The 19243-nt window shown below is 63.0% G+C and carries 18 protein-coding genes; 9 read left to right on the forward strand and 9 right to left on the reverse strand.

From position 1 onward, the window contains the following. Window positions 1-64: 64 nt before the first annotated feature. The 4 genes from U8330_RS14330 to U8330_RS14345 all read right to left on the reverse strand — a co-directional run bounded on the left by U8330_RS14330 (window position 65) and on the right by U8330_RS14345 (window position 3545). Entirely contained in the window at window positions 65-748 is a 684-nt protein-coding gene (locus U8330_RS14330; protein WP_323105934.1) for an SDR family NAD(P)-dependent oxidoreductase, read from the reverse strand. A gap of 9 nt (window positions 749-757) precedes the next feature. Continuing rightward, window positions 758-1435, reverse strand: coding sequence for an SDR family oxidoreductase (locus tag U8330_RS14335; protein ID WP_323105935.1), 678 nt, complete (start codon window positions 1433-1435; stop codon window positions 758-760). Window positions 1436-1837: 402 nt separating this feature from the next. Then, entirely contained in the window at window positions 1838-2512 is a 675-nt protein-coding gene (locus U8330_RS14340) for an RraA family protein (protein WP_323105936.1), read from the reverse strand. Between the two features lie 31 nt (window positions 2513-2543). Further along, window positions 2544-3545, reverse strand: a complete 1002-nt coding sequence (locus U8330_RS14345) for a hydroxyacid dehydrogenase (protein WP_323105937.1) — start codon at window positions 3543-3545, stop codon at window positions 2544-2546. A 136-nt stretch (window positions 3546-3681) separates the two neighbouring features. Here U8330_RS14345 and U8330_RS14350 point away from each other — a divergent pair, with 136 nt between their 5' ends. The 5 genes from U8330_RS14350 to U8330_RS14370 are packed head-to-tail and all read left to right on the forward strand — an operon-like array spanning window position 3682 to window position 8568. Further along, on the forward strand, window positions 3682-4377 hold the full coding sequence (locus U8330_RS14350) for an IclR family transcriptional regulator (protein WP_323105938.1): 696 nt from the start codon (window positions 3682-3684) through the stop codon (window positions 4375-4377). A gap of 42 nt (window positions 4378-4419) precedes the next feature. Next, window positions 4420-5379, forward strand: coding sequence for a tripartite tricarboxylate transporter substrate binding protein (locus U8330_RS14355; RefSeq protein WP_323105939.1), 960 nt, complete (start codon window positions 4420-4422; stop codon window positions 5377-5379). After that, entirely contained in the window at window positions 5379-5837 is a 459-nt protein-coding gene (locus tag U8330_RS14360) for a tripartite tricarboxylate transporter TctB family protein (protein ID WP_323105940.1), read from the forward strand. The genes U8330_RS14355 and U8330_RS14360 overlap by 1 nt, the downstream gene beginning before the upstream one ends. A 21-nt stretch (window positions 5838-5858) precedes the next feature. Further along, window positions 5859-7367 (forward strand): tripartite tricarboxylate transporter permease, encoded by a 1509-nt coding sequence (locus tag U8330_RS14365; protein WP_323105941.1) that lies wholly within the window; start codon window positions 5859-5861, stop codon window positions 7365-7367. A gap of 4 nt (window positions 7368-7371) precedes the next feature. Further along, window positions 7372-8568: an alpha-hydroxy acid oxidase gene (locus U8330_RS14370; protein ID WP_323105942.1), complete on the forward strand. Its 1197-nt coding sequence runs from the start codon at window positions 7372-7374 to the stop codon at window positions 8566-8568. Window positions 8569-8819: 251 nt separating this feature from the next. On the opposite strand, the gene U8330_RS14375 is transcribed toward U8330_RS14370, so the two are convergent. Together U8330_RS14375 and U8330_RS14380 are read right to left on the reverse strand one after the other, a co-directional pair. Then, window positions 8820-11375: a methyl-accepting chemotaxis protein gene (locus U8330_RS14375; protein WP_323105943.1), complete on the reverse strand. Its 2556-nt coding sequence runs from the start codon at window positions 11373-11375 to the stop codon at window positions 8820-8822. A gap of 372 nt (window positions 11376-11747) precedes the next feature. Further along, a complete protein-coding gene (locus U8330_RS14380) occupies window positions 11748-11909 on the reverse strand; it encodes a hypothetical protein (protein ID WP_323105944.1) in 162 nt (53 codons plus the stop codon). Between the two features lie 322 nt (window positions 11910-12231). Between U8330_RS14380 and U8330_RS14385 the strand changes: the two genes are divergently transcribed. Then, window positions 12232-13350 (forward strand): metallophosphoesterase, encoded by a 1119-nt coding sequence (locus U8330_RS14385; protein ID WP_323105945.1) that lies wholly within the window; start codon window positions 12232-12234, stop codon window positions 13348-13350. A gap of 277 nt (window positions 13351-13627) precedes the next feature. Here U8330_RS14385 and U8330_RS14390 read toward each other — a convergent pair whose 3' ends face one another. Next, the gene (locus U8330_RS14390; RefSeq protein ID WP_323107303.1) at window positions 13628-13954 is read right to left on the reverse strand and encodes a hypothetical protein; all 327 of its coding nucleotides are present in this window, start codon (window positions 13952-13954) and stop codon (window positions 13628-13630) included. Between the two features lie 243 nt (window positions 13955-14197). On the opposite strand from U8330_RS14390, the gene U8330_RS14395 reads away from it, so the two are divergent. The 3 genes from U8330_RS14395 to U8330_RS14405 all read left to right on the forward strand — a co-directional run bounded on the left by U8330_RS14395 (window position 14198) and on the right by U8330_RS14405 (window position 16159). Then, window positions 14198-14776 carry a MarR family winged helix-turn-helix transcriptional regulator gene (locus U8330_RS14395; protein ID WP_323105946.1) on the forward strand — a complete coding sequence of 193 codons (579 nt, stop codon included), beginning with the start codon at window positions 14198-14200 and terminating at the stop codon, window positions 14774-14776. 37 nt (window positions 14777-14813) lie between these two features. After that, a complete protein-coding gene (locus tag U8330_RS14400) occupies window positions 14814-15533 on the forward strand; it encodes a hypothetical protein (protein WP_323105947.1) in 720 nt (239 codons plus the stop codon). A 62-nt stretch (window positions 15534-15595) separates the two neighbouring features. After that, a complete protein-coding gene (locus tag U8330_RS14405) occupies window positions 15596-16159 on the forward strand; it encodes a peroxidase-related enzyme (RefSeq protein ID WP_323105948.1) in 564 nt (187 codons plus the stop codon). Window positions 16160-17029: 870 nt separating this feature from the next. On the opposite strand, the gene arsK is transcribed toward U8330_RS14405, so the two are convergent. Continuing rightward, on the reverse strand, window positions 17030-18217 hold the full coding sequence (arsK, locus tag U8330_RS14410) for an arsenite efflux MFS transporter ArsK (protein ID WP_323105949.1): 1188 nt from the start codon (window positions 18215-18217) through the stop codon (window positions 17030-17032). Further along, window positions 18214-18939, reverse strand: coding sequence for an arsenical resistance protein ArsH (arsH, locus tag U8330_RS14415; protein WP_323105950.1), 726 nt, complete (start codon window positions 18937-18939; stop codon window positions 18214-18216). The genes arsK and arsH overlap by 4 nt, the downstream gene beginning before the upstream one ends. Window positions 18940-19243 lie beyond the last annotated feature (304 nt).

Raw genomic sequence — 19243 nt, forward strand, 5'->3', positions numbered from 1 at the left:
CGAGCCACCGTCGATCGAACAGGGATGTCGAGTGAGAGTGCTTACTGACGGAAAGGCAGTCGAGCTACCAGGGCAGCACGTGGCCATCAGCGCTCCAATGCTGGCCGCTCTGCTCCAGCGAGACAGATGCGATCAGCGTCCGTAAGCTGGCGACCGCATCGGATCTCGTGGGGAAGCCGGGTGTCGCGCCCTGCGGCGGCTGCATGCTGTCGGGGCAGAGCAGCAGGGCCTTGCAGCCCCAGTCCCGCCACTCGACGGACAGCGTCCGCCACAGCTGGTTGAGCGCGGCCCTGGACGCCCGATAGGCAAAATCGGAGGCGTGTCCATCGGTCGCGAGCGTCGAGGCGTGCCGCGAGATTGCCGCCAGCACCTTGCCTGAGCCGGCGCGCAGGTTCGGTTCAAGCAGGCTTGCGAGGCGAAGCGGAGCATAGGCATTGGTAAGCATGATCGGCCGCCACACGTCCCGCGTTATCACATCAGGCTTCAGGCGTTCCCCGCCCCTGAGCTCCGCTGCGCAGAACAGCACGTCGACGGGCCGTCCCCGAAGCCGCTTCGCGAGGTCATCGGTCGCGGCGTCGTCCAACGCGTCGTAGGGGATCTCCTCGACTACGCTGCCCAGCATGGCAGCAGCCTCCGCAGCAAAAGGAGTTCGGTTTGCCGCGATGACGCGCCAGCCATCGGCGGCGTAGGCCCGGGCGACGTCTAGACCGATCCCGCGATTGGCACCGGTGATGAGAATGGTCGGCATGTCTTGCTCCTACCAGGGCACGTCGGTGCCGTCATAACCGATGATCCGCCCGCTATCCTTCAGGCTCAGCCTCTCGACGACGGCCTTCATGCCCCGAACGCTCACCTCGACCGGCAGGCCGTTGAAGCCGGTCATCTGCGTGGCGACGAGGCCGGGGCGCAGAAGGGTACAAGTTATGCCCTCGGGTGCCCATCTTTGCGCGAGCTGACGCCACAGCGCGTTGAGTGCGGTCTTCGAAGCGCGATAGGTATATTGTGTGCCCCAGTCATTGGCAGAGATAGAGCTCATCAGGCTGGACATGGCGGTCGCGATCTTCAGCTCGCCAGCGAGGATATTGGGCTTGAGCGCCGCTGCCAGCGCGAGCGGAGCAAAGGCGTTCGTCTCCTGCAGCAAGAGAAAATCCTCGCGCGTCACCTCGATCGGCTTGGCCTCGAGATTGATCGCAATCCCGGCATTGGCGATCAGCACGTCGATCGGCTCTCCATCGAGCGCGGTCAGCAGAGCCTCGATTGATGCGGCATCGGTCACTTCAAGCGGCAGTACGCGTGTGTTCGGCAGAGCGGCGAGCGCCGCGGCGGAGGCCGGATCCCGCGCTGTCGCGATCACGCTCCAGCCGTCATTGGCGAATTGGCGCGCCAGTTCGAAGCCGATACCGCGACTGGCCCCCGAGATCAAAACAGTCGACATAGCGCATTACCTCTTGGCATATTGCTGGTATACCAAAATCTGCCGGTTGCACAATGGTGAAATGGTCGACGTGGGAGAGAATGAAGCGGCAGTGGTGATAGGCCTGCGAAGTAGCCCCGAGGTTAAACCGCACTGCGCTCCACGCCTCGCCCTTCGCGGCGGTGACATGTGCGCACCCCTGCAAAGCGCGCGCCTCAGTAGCGAAAATAGGGCGTGTCAATCGACACACGGAGCCGGGCGCTGTGGCGGGGGAAGGTCGCAGCGACAAAGGCCACGCTTCGACCCGGCTCCCGCGCTTGCAAGTTCGAGAGGCCGTGCCCCACAGCGTGGGACACGATCTTTAAAGAACGTAGGCTTGCAGTTGCGAGGAGTGGAAGTCATTCCTTCGTAACTGTCGACCGATCAGCCCTCGATGACGCAACCCTGCTTCTGCAGCGCGGCATCCACCCAAGCACGGTCGTTCTTCCCGTTGCGGATATTCTCCATCTGTCGGGTCTCGGCCTCGTGCTTCTTGGTGGCAGCCGTGTAGATGGTCTCGACATCGTCGATCGGCACGCTCAGCACGCCGTCGCGATCGCCGCAGACGAGATCGCCGGGGTGGATGACCATGCCCCCGATGGAGATCGGCACGTTCACCTCGCCAGGGCCGTCCTTATAGGGGCCGCGATGGGTAACGCCGCAGGCAAAGACGGGGAAGGAGCCGGCGCTGAGCTCGGCGCTGTCGCGGATAGCGCCGAAGATGACGATGCCGCCCAGGCCGCGCTGGTCGGCATGGGCAACCATGAGCTCGCCGATGATGGCATTGGTCAGGTCGCCGCCGGCATCGACCACGACGACATCGCCCGGCTCGGCAAGGTCGAGCGCCTTGTGGACCATGAGATTGTCGCCCGGCCGCGCCTTCACGGTGACTGCCGGGCCGATCATGGTGGCGCCGGTGTAAAAGGGCCGCAGCGCCGCGCCGGCCGCGGTCATGCGGCTCATCACATCGCTTACATTGGCGACGGGCAGGCTGCGAAAGGCTTCCACCCATCGTGTCTCGACCTTCCGCTCCCGGCGGCAGACTCGAAATCCGATCATTCCATTCCTCCTTCTTAAAGAGATGGCCGCCTCAGGCAGCGGCAATCAGGTCCGTGTTGGCGAGCGCCTGGCGGTCGTAGCCATGGCCTTCGAGGACGCCGATGATGTGCCGGACGCTCTGCACCGCCATGTTGCGGAGCGCCGAGCGGCTTGCCCCGCCGACATGCGGGGTGGCGATCACATTGGGCAGCGTCCAGAGCGGATTGTCCTTGGCCGGCGGCTCGGACTCGAAACTGTCGAGCGCCGCGCCGGCCATCGTCCCGTTACGGAGAGCCGCGACCAAGGCTGCCTCGTCAACCACGGCACCACGGGCGGTGTTGACGAGGAAAGCCGTCGGCTTCATCAGGGCCAGTCGTTCAGAATTGATCAGGTGATGGGTCTGCGGGATCAGCGGGCAGTGAAGGCTGACGATATCGGCTTTCTTCAGAACCTCGGCGAGATCACGACTGACGACGATGCCCGACACATCGCCGGCGAAAGGGTCATAGGCGGCGACCTCCATCCCGAGGCCGCGCGCAAGCGCTGCCGCCCGCTGGCCGATCTCGCCGAAACCGATCACCCCGAACACCGCACCGGCGAGATCGCGCCCAACATATTTGGTCTTCGGCCAGGATCCGCCCTTCACGGCTGCATCCAGCGGCACAACGTCCTTCATCAGGCTCACCGTCAGGCTGATCGCTAGCTCGGCGACCGACTGCGCATTGGCGGCAAGCGCCCGGAGCACGGGCACGCCACGGGCCGTGGCGGCAGAAAGATCGATATTGTCGACGCCGCTGCCATGCTTAGCAACCACGCGCAGGCGGGGCGATGCCTCGATGACGGCGTGGGAGATCTGGCCTTGGCGAACCAGGATCGCGTCCACCGCGCTTTCGCGCGCCAGTGACGCTAGGTCGTCGGAGGTCGAGTAGGCGGGCGCATAGATGACATCCACCTGATGGGCGGCCAGCAATTCCCTGGCCTCCTCCACCAGTTCGGCGCCTGTGACCATGACCCGGCCACCCTTCCCTGCGCCCGATTCGGCTGCTGCGATCATCTGCTCCTCCCTCATTCACCCAGTGCGTTCACTCAAACGGTCAGTACCCGTTGACGAATAACGTTTATCGCGTATTGTACTTGATGAAAAGGTGTTGTACTCGGTACAACGTAGAGCATCTTTTTGGGAGGAGCTAATGCCTGGGAACTCGAACGGCGTCGCTGCGGTCGAACGCGCGGCCTCACTGCTGGAAGCCTTTACCGAGCGCGATTTCTCGCTGTCGCTCGGCGAACTTTCGCGTCGAGTCGAACTGGACAAATCCACGGTCCTGCGAATCGCGCGGTCGCTCGCAAAATTCGGTCTGCTCATCCGCAACGAGGATGGCAGCTGGCGGCTCGGTCCGAAGCTTATGAAGCTCGGCAATATCTACCAGTCCACCTTCCGCGCGGCCGATGTGGTTGAGCCGCTGCTAACGGAGCTTGTCGATCAAACGGGCGAGAGCGCCGCGGTCTATGTCCGCGAGGGGCAGATGCGCGTCTGCCTGTTTCGCCACGATTCCCATCAATCGATCCGCCATTCCGCCCGGGTCGGCGACACGATGCCGCTAGAACTCGGCGCACCGGGTCGCGTCATCCTGGCCTTCACCGGCAAGCAGGGTTCCGTCTATGACGAGATTCGCGGCCAGGGCTTCTTCGCCACCTTCGGGGAGCGCGACCCGCAGGTCGCCAGCCTCGCCGTGCCGATCTTCCGCGATGGCAACACGCTGTTCGGATCGCTGGCGCTGACCGGGCCGCCGGCCCGCTTCACCGAAGACGCCATCACCACCCATCTCAAGACGCTCCAGATGGCCGCCAACAAGCTTTCGGCGGCCATGGGAGGAGAACCCGGCTGATCGGCGGGACCGGGCCCGCAGCTTCCAATGGAGGATTGGAACATGAAGAGACTGACCACGAAACTCGCTTTGGCCGCTGTGGCGCTGTCAGCTTCCGTCTCACTGGCGCATGCCGACTGGCCGAACGACCGCCCGATCCAGATGATCGTCGCCTTCGCACCGGGCGGAAGCACCGACGTCATGGCCCGCGCCATCGAGCCCTTCCTCGAAAAGGAACTCGGCGCCGATATCGTCATCGAGAACCGGCCGGGCGCCTCGGGCGAGATCGCTTATACCGCCTTGTCGAAGTCGAAGCCGGACGGCTACACCTTCTCCTACATCAACACGCCCGGCTATTTGTCGATGCAGGTGCAGCGCAAGCTCGGTTATGATCCGGCGACAATCAAGCCGATCGTCCGCATCGTCGACGATCCGACCGCCGTGGTCGTGCCCGCCGCCTCCGAGATCAAGACGCTCAGGGACTTCGTCGATGCGGCGAAGGCCAATCCCGGCGCGATCTCCTACGGCTCCTCCGGCGTCGGCACCGATGACCATCTAGCGATCATCCTGCTCGGCGCGGCATCCGGGACCACCTTCACCCACATCCCCTTCAGCGGCGCGGGCGAAACGCGGACCGCCGTTCTCGGCGCGCAGGTTTCCGGCGGCGGCCTGAATGTCAGCGAGTTTGCCGGCAACGACACCTCGGGCCTGCGCATGATCGGCCATTTCGGCGCCGAACGGTCGCCGCAGCTGCCCGATGTCCCGACCGCCAAGGAACAGGGCTTCGACGTCCAGATGACGTCAGAACGCGGCATCGCCGCGCCGCGCGATCTGCCCGACGACATTACTCTGAAGTTCTCCGAGGCGATGAAGAAGGTCCTCGACAATCCGGAGTTCCAGAAGCAGGCCAAGCAGCTCGCTCTGCCCCTCGCCTACCTCTCCGGGCCGGACTGGGAAAAGCAGATGCCCGATCGCCTGGCGCGCTTCCAAAAGATCTGGAACGAAACACCCTGGGTGCAGTGATGAGCGGCTCCTCCAAGACAAAAGGGGATCGTCCCGATATCCTGGCGGGCGTGCTAATGGTCGGATTGGGAGCGCTTGGCCTTTGGGCCGGGCGCGACCTGCGCTTCGGCTCCGCCGCCATGATGGGACCGGGCTTCCTGCCCGACGTCATCTGCGGCCTGCTGATCGCGATCGGCGGCTGGGTGCTCGTCAAAGGCCTGGCCAAAAGCTTCGATCCGATCGGCGAGTCCAACATCAAGCCGCTGATCATCCTCGTCGTGGCGATTGCGGGTTTTGCCCTGATGGCGGAACCACTCGGCTTCGTCGTCTCGACCATCTGGCTGCTCGTCATCGGCAGTCTGGCCGATCAGGAATCGCGCTGGCGCGAGATCGCCATCTCGACGCTGCTGCTGACGCTCTTCGGCGCGCTCGTCTTCATCTACGGTCTCGGCGTCCAGATGCCGATCCTGCCGTTCTGACCGGGACCGGAGGAAACATCCATGGCCTTTCTCGACGTTCTCATGCTCGGCTTCTCCGAAGCCCTGACGCCTACCAACCTCCTGTTCTGCTTCATCGGTGCCCTCCTCGGAACGCTGATCGGGGTCCTGCCGGGGATCGGCCCGACCGCGACGGTCGCCATTCTCCTGCCGGTCACCTTCTTCCTGCCGCCGCTCGCCGCCCTCATCATGCTGGCCGGCATCTTCTACGGCGCGCAATATGGCGGCTCGACCACGGCGATCCTCGTCAACCTGCCTGGCGAGGCCTCGGCGGTGGTGACCGCGATCGACGGCTACCAGATGGCGCGCAAAGGACGAGCGGGTGCCGCGCTGGCGATCGCGGCGCTCGGCTCCTTCTTCGCCGGAACCGTCGCGACAATCGGCCTCGCGGTGGCGGGCCCCACGCTCTCTTCCTTCGCCCTGTCCTTCGGCCCCGCGGAATATGTCTCGCTCTGCGTCTTCGGGCTCCTTGCGGCGACGATCCTCGCCCATGGATCGGTGATCAAGGCGATCGGCATGGTCTGCCTTGGCCTTGTGCTCGGCATGGTCGGCATCGATGTCAACAGCGGCTCGACCCGCCTGACGTTCGGCTCGACCGAGCTCTATGACGGCATCGACTTCGTCGTCATCGCGGTCGGCCTGTTCGGCGTCGCCGAGATCGCCAGCAATCTCGAATTCAAGGAAGCGCGCGGCGTCCTGCAAAGCACGATCGGGCGCCTTTGGCCGACGCGGGAGGAGTTCAAGGAAAGCTGGGCCGCCGTTCTGCGCGGCACGGCGGTCGGCACGCTGCTCGGCGTCCTGCCTGGGGGCGGCGCGACGCTCAGCGCCTTCAGCGCCTATTCGGTGGAAAAGAAGATCTCAAAAACGCCGGAAAAGTTCGGCCATGGCGCGATCGCCGGTGTCGCCGGCCCCGAAGCGGCCAACAATGCCGGCGCGCAATCCTCCTTCATCCCGCTGCTCACTCTCGGCATCCCCTCCAACTCGATCATGGCGATGATGCTTGGCGCGATGACGATCCATGGGATCACGCCCGGCCCCTCGGTCATCCAGAACCAGCCGGAACTGTTCTGGGGGCTGGTCGCCTCCATGTGGCTCGGCAATGCGATGCTGCTCGTCATCAACCTGCCGCTGATCGGCATCTGGGTGCGGCTGCTGAAGGTTCCCTATCGGCTGCTTTATCCCGCAATCCTGCTCTTCTGCTGCATCGGCGTCTACAGCGTCAACAATCGCGGCTTCGACGTCGCTTTGGTCATCCTGTTCGGCATTCTGGGCTATGTCCTGCGCAAGGCGCGCTGCGAGGCGGGGCCGCTGCTGCTCGGCTTCGTTCTCGGACCGCTGCTCGAGACCAATCTTCGGCGCGCCCTTCTCCTCTCCCAGGGCGATCCGCTGGTCTTCGTCGAACGTCCGATCAGCGCTGTGCTGCTTCTGATCACGGCCGGCATGCTGCTGACGCTGATCCTGCCCGCCATCCGGAAGAGCCGCAAGGAAGCCTTCGAGGCTAGCGAGGACTAGCAGCATGGGCAAGCCAACCCAGCCCCGCCCGCTCGGGCGGGGACGATTGACGGGCATCCTCTCGCTCGACGATTTCGAGACGCGGGCGCAGCGCCACCTGCCGCGCCCGCTCTTCGGCTATATCGCCGGCGCATCGGAAACCAATGCCTCACTTCGAATGAATGCATCCGCGTTCCAGGCTTACGCCTTCCGGCCGCGAGTACTGCGCGATGTCTCCGAGCGCTCCATGACCACCGAGCTTTTCGGCAAGACCTATGCGGCGCCCTTCGGGATCGCTCCGATGGGGATTAGCGCGCTGATGGCCTATCGCGGCGATCTGGTGCTGGCTGAGGCCGCCGCACGCGCGGACATCGGGGTGATCATGAGCGGCTCCTCGCTGATCCCGATGGAAGAGATCGCCAGAGCTGCGCCGGACGCCTGGTTCCAGGCCTATCTGCCCGGCGAAACCGACCGGATCGACGCTTTGGTGGACAGGGTGACCGCCGCCGGCTTCGGCACGCTCGTGCTCACCGTCGATACGGCCGCACTCGCCAACCGCGAGAACAATATTCGCGCCGGCTTCTCGACGCCGTTGAGGCCCAGCCTCAGCCTTGCCTGGCAAGGCATCTCGCATCCGCGCTGGACCGCGGGCACCTTCCTGCGCACGATCCTGCGGCAGGGCATCCCACATTTCGAGAATTCCTACGCGACCCGCGGCGCTCCGATCATCTCGTCTTCGGTCATGCGCGACTTTGGTAAGAAGGACCATCTTAATTGGGCGCATCTTGAACGCATCCGCACGCGATGGGCGGGACGCCTTGTCGTGAAGGGTATTCTCCACGAAGACGATGCCCACCAGGCGGCAGACCTGGGTGTCGACGGCATCATCGTCTCCAATCATGGCGGGCGCCAGCTGGACGGCGCCCTGTCCCCGCTCGACGCGCTGCCACCGATCGCCGAGGCGGTCGGGAACAAGCTGCCTGTTATGCTGGACGGCGGCATCCGACGCGGCTCCGACATCCTGAAGGCATTGGCACTCGGCGCTCGCTTCGTCTTCGTCGGCCGCCCATTCCTCTACGCCGCCTCGATCGGCGGCCTCGACGCCACCCTGCTTGCGGCCGATATCCTCAAAACGGAACTCCACCGCAATTTGGCCCTTATGGGCCTGACCAGCCTGAGCCAGATAGGTGCGAGCGACCTCTTCAGAGTGAAGGGCTCATGACGGCGCACGAATGACGCCCTGCAGTCCGATTGCCTTTCTAAGCCCAGCGACAGTGCAGCGAGCAATGTCGTAACCCTCCCATTGACAGAAATTGGAGGCGCAAAGCGGAAACCATTTCCGCAACGGGGCCGGAGATCTGCCTGAGTAAGCCCCGTCTTAGTGTCGCTCCGCTGCTCGCCACAACGATCAAGGCCTCGAAGTGCCGTTCACCTCGAAACGAGGCTACGAAGTCACGCATCGGCTATTTCGCCTCAGGCGGCATTACGGCGTCTGTCGCCGCCGATCCCGTCCGCCTGCAGTTGCAGGGCCCGCTCGCCTGTCTTGAAACGGGCAATCTTCGAGGTCAGGGCCTCGACCCGTCGGCGCAGTCCATGGATCTCCGCATTGTTCTCCTCGACCATAGCGGCGTTGCGCTGGGTGATCAGCTCGACCTCCTGGACGCCGCGGGTCACCTGCGTCAGCTCGGTCGACTGTTCCTCGGCAGCGGCGGAAATCTGCGCCACCAGTTTGCGCACGTCCGATATGTGGGCGATGATCTGGCTCAGCGCCCCGCCAGTCTCCTCGACCAGATGAACACCGCTTTCCACCTGTGTCGAACTAGCCGAGATCAGGGTCTTGATCTCGCGGGCAGCGCTGGCGCAACGCTGCGCCAGCTCGCGGACCTCCTGGGCAACGACGGCAAATCCACGGCCCGCCTCACCAGCGCGAGCGGCCTCGACACCGGCGTTCAAGGCCAGAAGGTTGGTCTGGAAAGCGATCTCGTCGATGACGCCGATGATCCGCGCGATATTCTCGGACGAGCGGCTGATTTCGCCCATCGCCTCGACGGCCCGCGTGACCACCTCGCCAGAGCGGACTGCGAATGCCTCGGTCTCATTGACCGATTTCGACGTCTGATGCGCGCTCGTGGCCGTGCCTTTGACGATCTCGCTCAGATGGTGCAGCGCCCGCGAACTCTGTTCGAGAGCTGCGGCCTGCTGTTCTGTCCGGTGCGCCAGTTCATCGGCCGAAGCTGCCAGATTGCCGGTTCCGCCGTCGATCTCCGAGGTTGCCGAGCGAACATCCGACAAGGTTGCGCGCAGCGCCTCGACAGCCAGATTATAGGTACTGGCCATCTCGGCGAAGTCGTCCGGCAGTTTCTCGTCCATCAAGGTCTCGAGGTCGCCTTCTGCAAGGCTCGCCAGCACTCCGGCCAAGGCGGTCAACGCCTGACGCTGTTCTGCAGCGATACGCCCCCGCTCGGCATTGCGGCGCTCCGCTTCTGCGCTCGACAATTCTCGCGCCGCCTTGGCCTCCTGGTCGAGCCGGATGTTCTCGAGAGCCGCGCTTCGGAAGACATTCACCGAACGAACCATTTCGCCGATCTCGTCGCCCCGCTCACGACCCTCGATCCGTACGTCGAGATCGCCGTCTGCCAGACGCTTCATCACCTCGGTGACCCGGCGCAGCGGACCGCGCAGCGTCTCCACAAGCATCAGCCCCCCGGCGATCGCCAGGAGCGTTCCGAGCACCATTGCTACGACAGAGACGTTCGCCGACCATTCGCTGTCTTCCTTGCCGACCTCCTGCGCCTGGGCGACGAAGTTCTTGAGGTCGCTCATGCCCCGCTTCAGAGTTTCCGTCGCTTCATCCCGTGCCATGTGCCAATCCCCCTCAATGGCCAGGATGGCGCGGCTCTCGGGCTCCAGGACGTTAAGCGGTTGGCCGAGATTGCGGGCAAAATCCTTCAAGTGTTCGTCAGAGCTGCCAAGCTCGGACACCCTGGCGGCAGCGGCCCGCAGGGCAGCGATGTCGGCGGCCACGACCTCCTGAGCCTCAGCGCTCAGCTGGCCGCGCAGCCGTTCCATGTGCAGGTTGAGCGAATCGATAAGCGTTGAGGACTGTTCCACCTGTGCCAGCAGTTCCCTTAGCGTGTTCACCTCGCCCTCGAGCCCTGCGAACCGATCGGCCGCGTCCCCCGACTTCTTGACGATCTTGGCCTGAAGATCCGACTGGAAGCGCTGGAACGTGCTCATGGCGTCGCGGACCTGCTGACTCTTTGCGGCGACGTCACCGGCAGAGGCAGCGACCTGCTGAAGATCGACGGCTGCCTTGAGTATCGGATCGAGTCCTTTCATCACCTTGGCGGCCACTAGCGGCCGGACATTTTCAAATTCCTTGATCAGCGGATCGATGTAGAGGGCAGCGGATTGAACGACGCCATCGTCGCTGAAACTGCCGCCAACGGCCTTCTGCATGTTGGTGATGCGGTCCAAGATCGTCTTGAAGGCGAAGGATTCCAGCACCGCCGACTTGGCGAAGCGTTCCCTGCCCTCGAACTGCTTGCGGATGTCGACAATCCGCTGCTCGATCGTCCCGCCGAGTGCAACGATCTCGGTTGTCTGGGCGCTGATCGACGCGGCACTGCTGTCGCGTTTCTGCTTGATCGCCCACAGCATATCGGCCTTCTGGTGCATGGTTTCCGCCAAGCCGTCGATTGCGGCAAGCCGTTCGCGATCTCCTGGCGCCACGATCAACGCATCGAGAGCTTTGACGCCCTTGTCCTGCCGATCGATTGCTGCCTTGAGAGCTGCCCTGGACGCCTCCCCTGGCTCGTCCGTGAAACTCTGCAAGGCCCCCTGAACGTTCTCGAAATCGCCGATGTTCTCGATCGTCGCACGGGTAACGGTCATGTGGCCGTTGAGCGTGCTCGCCGTATAGTAGCCCGCCAGTCCGACACCGGCGATCAGCAGGATGAGCGGCACCACAAAAAGAAGCACTTTCGTAACAATCTTGCGGCTTTGGAGAAGACGATCGATCAGCGACATAAAACCCTCTGGGCGACGGTTGTGCCGGCTGCGCATCGGAAAATCTGCGAGCGTCGTGCACGATCCCCTGCTTCATGCTGGGACGATGTCCCTAGCATTGGGGATATTGCGTTGAGCAAACGTTAAATGTTACTGCGTCAGGGCTCTGAATTCAGTAGAATCTTCCGCTGATGCACACGCCGGGCGAGCCCGCCAGAGACTATCGGCTTCCATCTCGGTCTGCCCAACCGAAACTCCGGGATCCATTGATGGGAGGCTTCTAAGGCTTTATTGTCTCAAACCCTGGTGAGAGCGGTCCGACGGTGCTGGGCTGCAGAAGTCTTTAGGACCTTGGTTGTCAAACCGTATCCCACCGCACGATCTTTCTGTCGCTCATCCGAAGGCGTGCTTCACCGTCTCATCCTTCAGATCATGCTCCCACTCGCCGTCCAGCGGCAGCCTTTCGAGTTTGAAGACACGCTGCTCGAACTCGACGACAATCTGGCTGGATGGCGAGCGCGCGAAGGCCTTCGGTTTGATTACGGGACTGAGCATCGCCGTAACGGCGCGTTTGACGCTCGGAGCCGGCCCGTCGGAAGCCTGATGCGCAGACGTGCCGGAGCGGGTTGATAGATGGGCAAGGCGATCGGTACACGCCAAATCGAGCTCGGCATCTGGCTCGCGCTGCAGAGGCAGTGACGTTGTGTCCTTTCGTAGTTTTTGCCAGTGAAGATAGTTCGACTGGAGAATGAACGCTGCAAGCGGTAGCTATGCATCACACCTTCCGCACGAGTTTCACCACTCAGGATCCGATGGCGGAACCGCGTAAGGTATGGTGAAGCTCGTGCCATCATCGGCAGGCCATTGAAAGAGGCTTATGTTCCACCTGATCTTTGGCCTCCCATGGCTCGTCGTCGTCCTCCGCTTTCTTCAGCCCCTGCCGTGGCTCTGGTCGGTGAAGGTGGCGGTCGCCGTCCTACTTCTGATCGCCTCGCAGTATCATCTGGTCAGCCGGCTGTCCTCCGGCTCGGTATTCTCGCCCGAGTTCCCACGACCGCTGATCATCACGTTCAACATCCTGTTCGGCGCTATTGTCCTGCTTGCCGTATTCCAGATCGCGATTGACGTCCTCTTTCTTGCGATTGCTGCAATTAGGGGACAACTTCAGCCGGTGCCCCCTCCCCTCCGATACGCTATCGGCTCGGCCGCGCTCATGCTTTCCGTACTCGGTGTCAGTCAGGCGATCAGGGTCCCGCCCGTGAGGGACGTCGAAATCGAGATTTCCGGGTTGCCGCCTGCCTTCGATGGGTATCGCCTAGTACAGCTCACCGATCTGCACATTAGCCGGCTCTTCCCCGCATACTGGGCAGAGAGGATCGTTAAGAGGACGAACGGGCTGGAAGCCGATCTGATCGTCGTCACCGGAGACTTCATCGACGGGAGCGTCGAGAACCGCTGGAACGATGTCGCTCCGCTTGCCGGACTGCGTGCCCGCGACGGTGTCTACGCTATCCCCGGCAACCACGAGTACTTCTTCAGCTACGATGCGTGGATGCGCCACCTCGCGATGCTGAACATGAGGTTCCTTCTGAATGATCATGCCGTGCTTACGCGAGGCGACGATGCGCTCATCCTCGCCGGCGTCACGGATCTTTCAGCGCCCGGACACGGCGCACCGGCTCCCGATCTGACGAAAGCACTCGCGGGAGCGCCGGCCAACACTCCCGTCATCCTGCTCGACCACCAACCCATGATGGCCCGGAATTCGGCGGCGGCAGGCGTATCGCTCCAGCTTTCCGGGCATACCCATGGCGGCATGATCCGGGGGCTGGACCTCCTGGTCGCCCGAGCCAACAACGGATTTGTTTCCGGCCGCTACGAGATCGGTGGCATGACGCTCTACGTGAGCAACGGGACCGGCCTCTGGCCGGGGTTTGCGTTGAGGCTCGGCGTCTCCTCCGAGCTGACAAGGATCACGCTGCGTAGAAAGCAATGAACTCGCTCCGGGCCAGCGTTGTTTTGGACAGGAGCTGTCCGGGACTCGTTTTCATGAGGAATAAGAGCGCTTCAGCATCGGGACCGACCACCCGCCCTCTCACGGTAAGCGTCAGCCGAAAACGCTTGGCGTATCGCCGTGTGGATTCCGTGTCTCGGGACGCACGGCCCTGCTCTGGCGACAGCGCGTGCTTTTCCTGCATAGACTAGCTGCCCGCTGGTTCAGTGCTTGGTAAGGACCTATCAGCAGCTCGCATACGGGATCCTTGTTTCGGGTGTCACGGCATACTCAAATCCAGCCCAAGCATGCTGCTGAGGAAGTACGCGAGAAACCCGACGACTAACAGCGAGACCAGGAAACCGGCAACAAGCAAGGCGCCTGTTCGGATAAATGCCCGGCCGCTTCCTCTTTCGCTCTGATCGTAATGCCACTTGATGGCGTAGAACATCGCTGTTCCGAGCGCACCGACCTTGAACACCAGAAAGACTACTGGGACCCAATCCCACATCGCTCGATCTACCCTGTCATATTGAAGTTCGAAGAGTGCCATCCCAAGAGGCGAACACAGTCCTGAACCGATCAGCTTGTCCGCTGTCCTGGACATCACGGCCGATCTCATGGCGGCGGCGCGCCGACACGGAAACGCGAGAAGCACTCGGCCTTTATAACGGTATAGCATGAGACCGCGCTGAAGTGGTCGTTTAGTGACGTCTCCGAGATCACGTGGATCAAGCCGCGCCAATGGTGACTGCTTGACATAGATAGGAATCCTATCTATCCTTGCACTATGGAAACGCCGAAGAACCCCCTGTCGATCAACTACCGCATCCGCGAGGGCCTTGCTCGGATGGCCATGATCGCCCGTCTGGACGAGTGGAACCGGGCGAAGGCGTCCGGAGTAAACCCGACACAGTTGGCCATTTTGACCCTGCTTGAGGGACGCGGAAGCGGCATGGGCGTGAAGGACGTCGCCGCGCACCTCGGGGTATCGCAGCCCACTGCGACGGATTCCATTCTCGCTCTGGAGAAGAAGGGACTCGTGGTGAAGCGGGCTGATGCAGCCGACAAACGGGCCGTCAGCGTCGCGCTCACCGAGGACGGCCTCGCGGCGCTTGCCCATGAAGGCGGCGATCTCGGCGAGCAGGCGGTCGGATCGCTGGAGGACCGCGAACAGGAAGAGCTGCTGCTCGCCCTCGTCAAGATGATCCGGCATCTTCAGGAGCAGAACGCTATTCCCGTCCAGCGCATGTGCGTGACCTGCCGCTACTTCGGGCCCTTCGCCCATCCGGATGAGGACCGCCCCCATCATTGCCATCTCGTGAATGCGGCCTTTGGTCAGCGCGATCTGCGCGTCGATTGCCGTGAACACGAACAAGCCGATCCCGCGATCCGGGCTGCCACCTGGGCCGCATTTCAAACGGGATAATCTCAACCCCTCCAGGCAGAATAGAAAGGACATCATCATGTGGAACCCGATCCTCACCGGGGCGCTCGCCGCCGCCGGGACGGTCTCGCTATGGCTGACGCCTGCGCTCGCGCATCCGGTCAAGGCTGCACCGGACCAGGCCGTGCAGGCCTCGTTCGACATCGTCGAGACGACGATCATCACCAAGGGCGACACGGCCGTGTTCACGACCCGCGTCCGTGGCGAAGCCGGCAAGGACAAGCCAGACACGACCGGCAAGTTCGGTGGATCGAGCGTCTATGCCTATGTCTGGCCGACCACGCTCGACAGCGGCGAGATTGGCTTCGACAGCAAGCAGGGCATCGTCGCCCTCGCCGTCACCTTCCATCCGGACTTCGACGATGCGGCCTATGGCGGCAAGAACCGCCATGTCTGGCATCCGCATTGGGTGGTGCTTGCGAAGGACGCAGCCTGCGGCGCAGGGCTGAAGGTCGTCGACATCGCGAAGGATGCCAAGCCGAAGGTCCCGAAGACCTGGCCAGGTGTGCCGCTTCTGATCGATAGCCCCGACTATCCGACCAGGTTCTCGGGCGACGCAGTCGATGTCGAAATTCCCGTTTCGCTGATAGACGGGATCAAGGGCGCGTCCTTCGACGGCGTAACTGCGGGTCTCAAGGTGAACGGGAACCTGCATGCGCCGCTGCTCTGCGTCAGCGACGTCTTTAAGGTCGCGTCCGGCACCCTCAGTCTCCCAGGCAAGGTCGATCAGACCAGGTAAGCTTGCAGGCGCCGGTTCGCCGACTGCCATCGACGAACCGGCTCATTCTCCCCTCCAGGCAAATGAAGGAAAAGAACATGACAAGAATTACCCTTATCGATCCCGCCAGCGCAACAGGCGGCGTCGCCGACACGCTCGCCCAAGTGAAGTCCGCCTTCGGCGTCGTGCCCAACATGTTCAAGGCAGTGGCAAACTCGCCGGCCGCGCTGTCGAGCATGTGGAGCGCCTTCGGCGCGCTTGGCCACGGCCGACTGGGCGCGAAGCTCGGAGAGCAGATTGCGGTTGCGATCGCTGACCGCAACGCCTGCCACTACTGCCTGGCAGCCCACACCGGCCTTGGCCGCAGGGCCGGTGCGACGGCTGAGGAGATGGCGGAAGCCCAGGTCGGCCGCTCGGCCGACCCGCGCACAGCAGCCGCTCTGGCCTTCGCGCTCCACGTCGTTGAGAACCGCGCGAACATCGACGCGTCCGATGTCGATGGCCTTCGCGATGCTGGCTTCGACGACGGGGAAGTTGTCGAGATCATCGCACACGTGGCCCTCAACCTGTTCACCAACTACGTGAATGTCGCGTTGGACGTACCGGTCGATTTCCCCGGCGTGAAGCTGAGCCGCGTGTCACGCTAAGCCAATGTCGAAGGGGGTCGATGTCGAAGACGACCGTGACGTCACGGACAAGAGTAGTGACGGCATCTGCTGACAGGACGGACGCTCCCGCGCCAGCTTCACTACATTGATGGTAGGCGACAGCGATCGGGTGGCGTCCGCTAAACCCTTCAGCTTGCGCGCATAGCGCCGATCGCTGCGCTCTGGACCACACCCGCTTTCATGAACGCGACAGACGTTTCTTATGTCGGATATGAAGGCCAAAGCTGCGGGGCAGTCTTATGTCTGCGCCCCAGCAAACTTGAGATCCGCAAGCGGAAATTATTGCCGCTTCGCCATCCGGTTGATTGGGACCCAAAGCCAAGGCACAAAGCTGGCATCCACGGTCGCTCGCGATGGGAAAACAGAGGGAATTTCAAAGATCTTTCTCTAAGCTATTAAAATCATGTGAACTCAGGTTCCCCAGCCAACGTTCCAGTTCACAATCAAAACAGATGCTTAGAATGGACCGCAGCCCTCGCTTGGTACCCGATTATGTACCTCTGGCAGCCTTGATCCGAACCCCAACTCTCTCTCCAATTCCATCCGCGTGATCGAGATCGACGGTCAGCCGTGGTTCGTGCTCTCTGGTGGACGTCTGGCCTGCTGCCGGACGGGCTGATCGAGGTCTGTAAGCGCTTCGGCAGCAACCTCTTGCAGGACAGTGCAGGTCGGAATGGGCGCTGGCCTCTGCCGGCCCGATAGGTGGTCGAGCGGGACGGCGTCGTCTCCGATGCGGGAGATCAAGCCGGACCACACCTGCCGCCCGATCCTTCGGAACGTCCGCCGGCTTTGGACGCGCTCGACGCATATCGAGGACAACCTCAACAGATCGAGCTCCTCTCTGTGCGGTCAGCGTGGCCGATGAAATCGGAGCAGGATTGCGAAAGCGATGACGGCCATGGCCGCAAGGCTGATGATGCCACCGATCGATGCCGGGATCCCGAACGAGGTCATCGTAAAGGACAGCATAAAGGGCGCCAGTGCCGAAGCGACCAGACGAGCCGCCATCATTCGTCCCTGAAGCCTGCCATAGCCGTCGCTGCCAAAGAGCGACAGGGGGAGTGTGCCGGAGACGATACTCAACAAACCATTGCCCATGCCGAAAATCACGGCGAAGATCATGGCGCCTGGAACGAGCGGAGCGGTCAGGATGAGGATCGCCGCACTGACCGGGATCAGAGCGGCGGAGATCAGAGCGAGATGGAGGGGAGCGAGCCGCCTGCCAAGCCCCATGTTGAGCAGGCGGCTCGCCACCTGCGAGGGACCGAATAGGCTACCGACGACAGCAGCACTCGCGCCAAGCCCCAGCCCGGCCAACAGGGGGACCATGTGCACCAGCACGGCGGAGCCGGCAAGATATTGCAGGGCGAAGCCCAGCGTCATGATCACAAATGCCGCACGCCGTCGCTCTGGCGGCAGGGTGCCGGCCACCGGCAGTGGCAAGGGTGACGCGGTCTGCTTGCGGCTGCGTGATGCGCCTTGTGCCAGCCATGCATGCAGTGGAAGGCATATCAGAAGGTTCAACGCGGCGAAGATCAGGTAGACCTTTTCCCAAGAAAGAACCGCATGCAACCCTGACGTCAGTGGCCAGAACAGGGTCGAAGCGAAGCCGGCGATCAGCGTCAGGGCGGTGATGCTACGCTGGGCCGCGTTCGGTTGAAGCTGGACAAGCAGCGCGAAGGCTGCGCCGTACTGGACAAGGTTGGCGGCGACCTCGATGCCGATCAGCGCGGCGACGAAGGTGCTTCCACCGGGCGCGAAGGCGCAAGCGATCAAGGCGGCGGCCGCCGCGGCGGAACCGAACGTCATGACGACACCCGCCCCGACCCGGTCGATGAGGCTGCCAAACCAGGGTGCCGTGAACCCGCCCACGAGCAGCGCAATCGAAAGGGAGGCGAAGATCCATTCCTGCGACCAGCCGAGGGAAGCGCCCATGCTCGGCGCGAGGATGCTGAAGCTGTAATACAGCGTGCCGTAACCGATGATCTGCGTCACGCCCAACGCGGAGATCGCGCCGATCGGCAGCCTTTCGGTCATAGGGATTCGAGGCCCACGCGCTCTTCCAGCTTCTCCGCCTCTTCTTTCCGCTCGCTGTAGCGATCCGTGAGATAGGTGCTGGCGTCGCGTGTCAGCAGCGTGAACTTCACCAGCTCCTCGCAGACGTCGACGACGCGGTCATAGTATGAAGACGGCTTCATGCGGCCGTCCGCGTCGAACTCCTGAAAAGCCTTGGCGACCGAGGACTGGTTGGGGATGGTGACCATGCGCATCCAGCGACCAAGCACACGAAGCTGGTTGACCGCGTTGAACGACTGGGAGCCGCCCGAGACCTGCATCACGGCGAGTGTCTTGCCCTGCGTCGGCCGGATCGACCCGACCGCGAGCGGGATCCAGTCGATCTGGGCCTTCATGATTCCGGTCATCGCCCCATGCCGCTCCGGCGAGACCCACAGCTGGCCCTCCGACCACTGCGTCAGCGCGCGCAGCTCCTGAACCTTGGGATGGGTCACGGGTTCGGCGTCCGGAAGCGGCAGTCCGGCCGGGTCGAAGATCCGCACCTCGCAGCCGAAGTGCTCCAGCAGCCGTCCGGCTTCCTCCGCCAGCAGCCGACTGTAGGACACGGCGCGCAGAGAGCCGTAGAGGATCAGAATACGTGGCTTATGGGTCGAGAACACTGGCCGTAGCGCGTCCAGGTCCGGCTGGCGCAGATGGGCCAGCGAGGCAGCGGGCAGGTCAGCCAATGCGTTTGCCTTCCCCATCGAGGAAAGGTGCGGGAGTGCTCACGCGCTGCAGGAACGCCGGCTCAGCCGAAGAAGAGCGAGGTGGAGAAAGCAAGGGGAACTCCTCTCTGAACGTGGAGAACGCCTTTCCGTCCTCGTGGATCGAGACCCCGCGACCGGTGCAGGGACAAGGCGATCGGCTTGGCATCGGAGGATCCTTCCGACATGTCGTCAGCCCCCTCTCTGCCAGCCGGTTATGGTACAACCATGTCAGCAGCGCGGTATCCTGTACAGATCGAACACAGGAAGATGATCGAGCAACGAGAGCCTGAGCGGAGCTGCA

Source organism: Rhizobium sp. CC-YZS058 (genome assembly GCF_034720595.1).
GTDB lineage: Bacteria > Pseudomonadota > Alphaproteobacteria > Rhizobiales > Rhizobiaceae > Ferranicluibacter.

Excerpts from the sequence above, each read along its gene's own strand:
- U8330_RS14330 (WP_323105934.1), bottom strand. The coding sequence starts at position 748 with ATGCCGACCATTCTCATCACCGGTGCCAATCGCGGGATCGGTCTAGAC.
- U8330_RS14335 (WP_323105935.1), bottom strand. The coding sequence starts at position 1,435 with ATGTCGACTGTTTTGATCTCGGGGGCCAGTCGCGGTATCGGCTTCGAA.
- U8330_RS14340 (WP_323105936.1), bottom strand. The coding sequence starts at position 2,512 with ATGATCGGATTTCGAGTCTGCCGCCGGGAGCGGAAGGTCGAGACACGA.
- U8330_RS14345 (WP_323105937.1), bottom strand. The coding sequence starts at position 3,545 with ATGATCGCAGCAGCCGAATCGGGCGCAGGGAAGGGTGGCCGGGTCATG.
- U8330_RS14350 (WP_323105938.1), top strand. The coding sequence starts at position 3,682 with ATGCCTGGGAACTCGAACGGCGTCGCTGCGGTCGAACGCGCGGCCTCA.
- U8330_RS14355 (WP_323105939.1), top strand. The coding sequence starts at position 4,420 with ATGAAGAGACTGACCACGAAACTCGCTTTGGCCGCTGTGGCGCTGTCA.
- U8330_RS14360 (WP_323105940.1), top strand. The coding sequence starts at position 5,379 with ATGAGCGGCTCCTCCAAGACAAAAGGGGATCGTCCCGATATCCTGGCG.
- U8330_RS14365 (WP_323105941.1), top strand. The coding sequence starts at position 5,859 with ATGGCCTTTCTCGACGTTCTCATGCTCGGCTTCTCCGAAGCCCTGACG.
- U8330_RS14370 (WP_323105942.1), top strand. The coding sequence starts at position 7,372 with ATGGGCAAGCCAACCCAGCCCCGCCCGCTCGGGCGGGGACGATTGACG.
- U8330_RS14375 (WP_323105943.1), bottom strand. The coding sequence starts at position 11,375 with ATGTCGCTGATCGATCGTCTTCTCCAAAGCCGCAAGATTGTTACGAAA.
- U8330_RS14380 (WP_323105944.1), bottom strand. The coding sequence starts at position 11,909 with ATGCTCAGTCCCGTAATCAAACCGAAGGCCTTCGCGCGCTCGCCATCC.
- U8330_RS14385 (WP_323105945.1), top strand. The coding sequence starts at position 12,232 with ATGTTCCACCTGATCTTTGGCCTCCCATGGCTCGTCGTCGTCCTCCGC.
- U8330_RS14390 (WP_323107303.1), bottom strand. The coding sequence starts at position 13,954 with ATGTCCAGGACAGCGGACAAGCTGATCGGTTCAGGACTGTGTTCGCCT.
- U8330_RS14395 (WP_323105946.1), top strand. The coding sequence starts at position 14,198 with ATGGCCATGATCGCCCGTCTGGACGAGTGGAACCGGGCGAAGGCGTCC.
- U8330_RS14400 (WP_323105947.1), top strand. The coding sequence starts at position 14,814 with ATGTGGAACCCGATCCTCACCGGGGCGCTCGCCGCCGCCGGGACGGTC.
- U8330_RS14405 (WP_323105948.1), top strand. The coding sequence starts at position 15,596 with ATGAAGGAAAAGAACATGACAAGAATTACCCTTATCGATCCCGCCAGC.
- arsK (WP_323105949.1), bottom strand. The coding sequence starts at position 18,217 with ATGACCGAAAGGCTGCCGATCGGCGCGATCTCCGCGTTGGGCGTGACG.
- arsH (WP_323105950.1), bottom strand. The coding sequence starts at position 18,939 with ATGGGGAAGGCAAACGCATTGGCTGACCTGCCCGCTGCCTCGCTGGCC.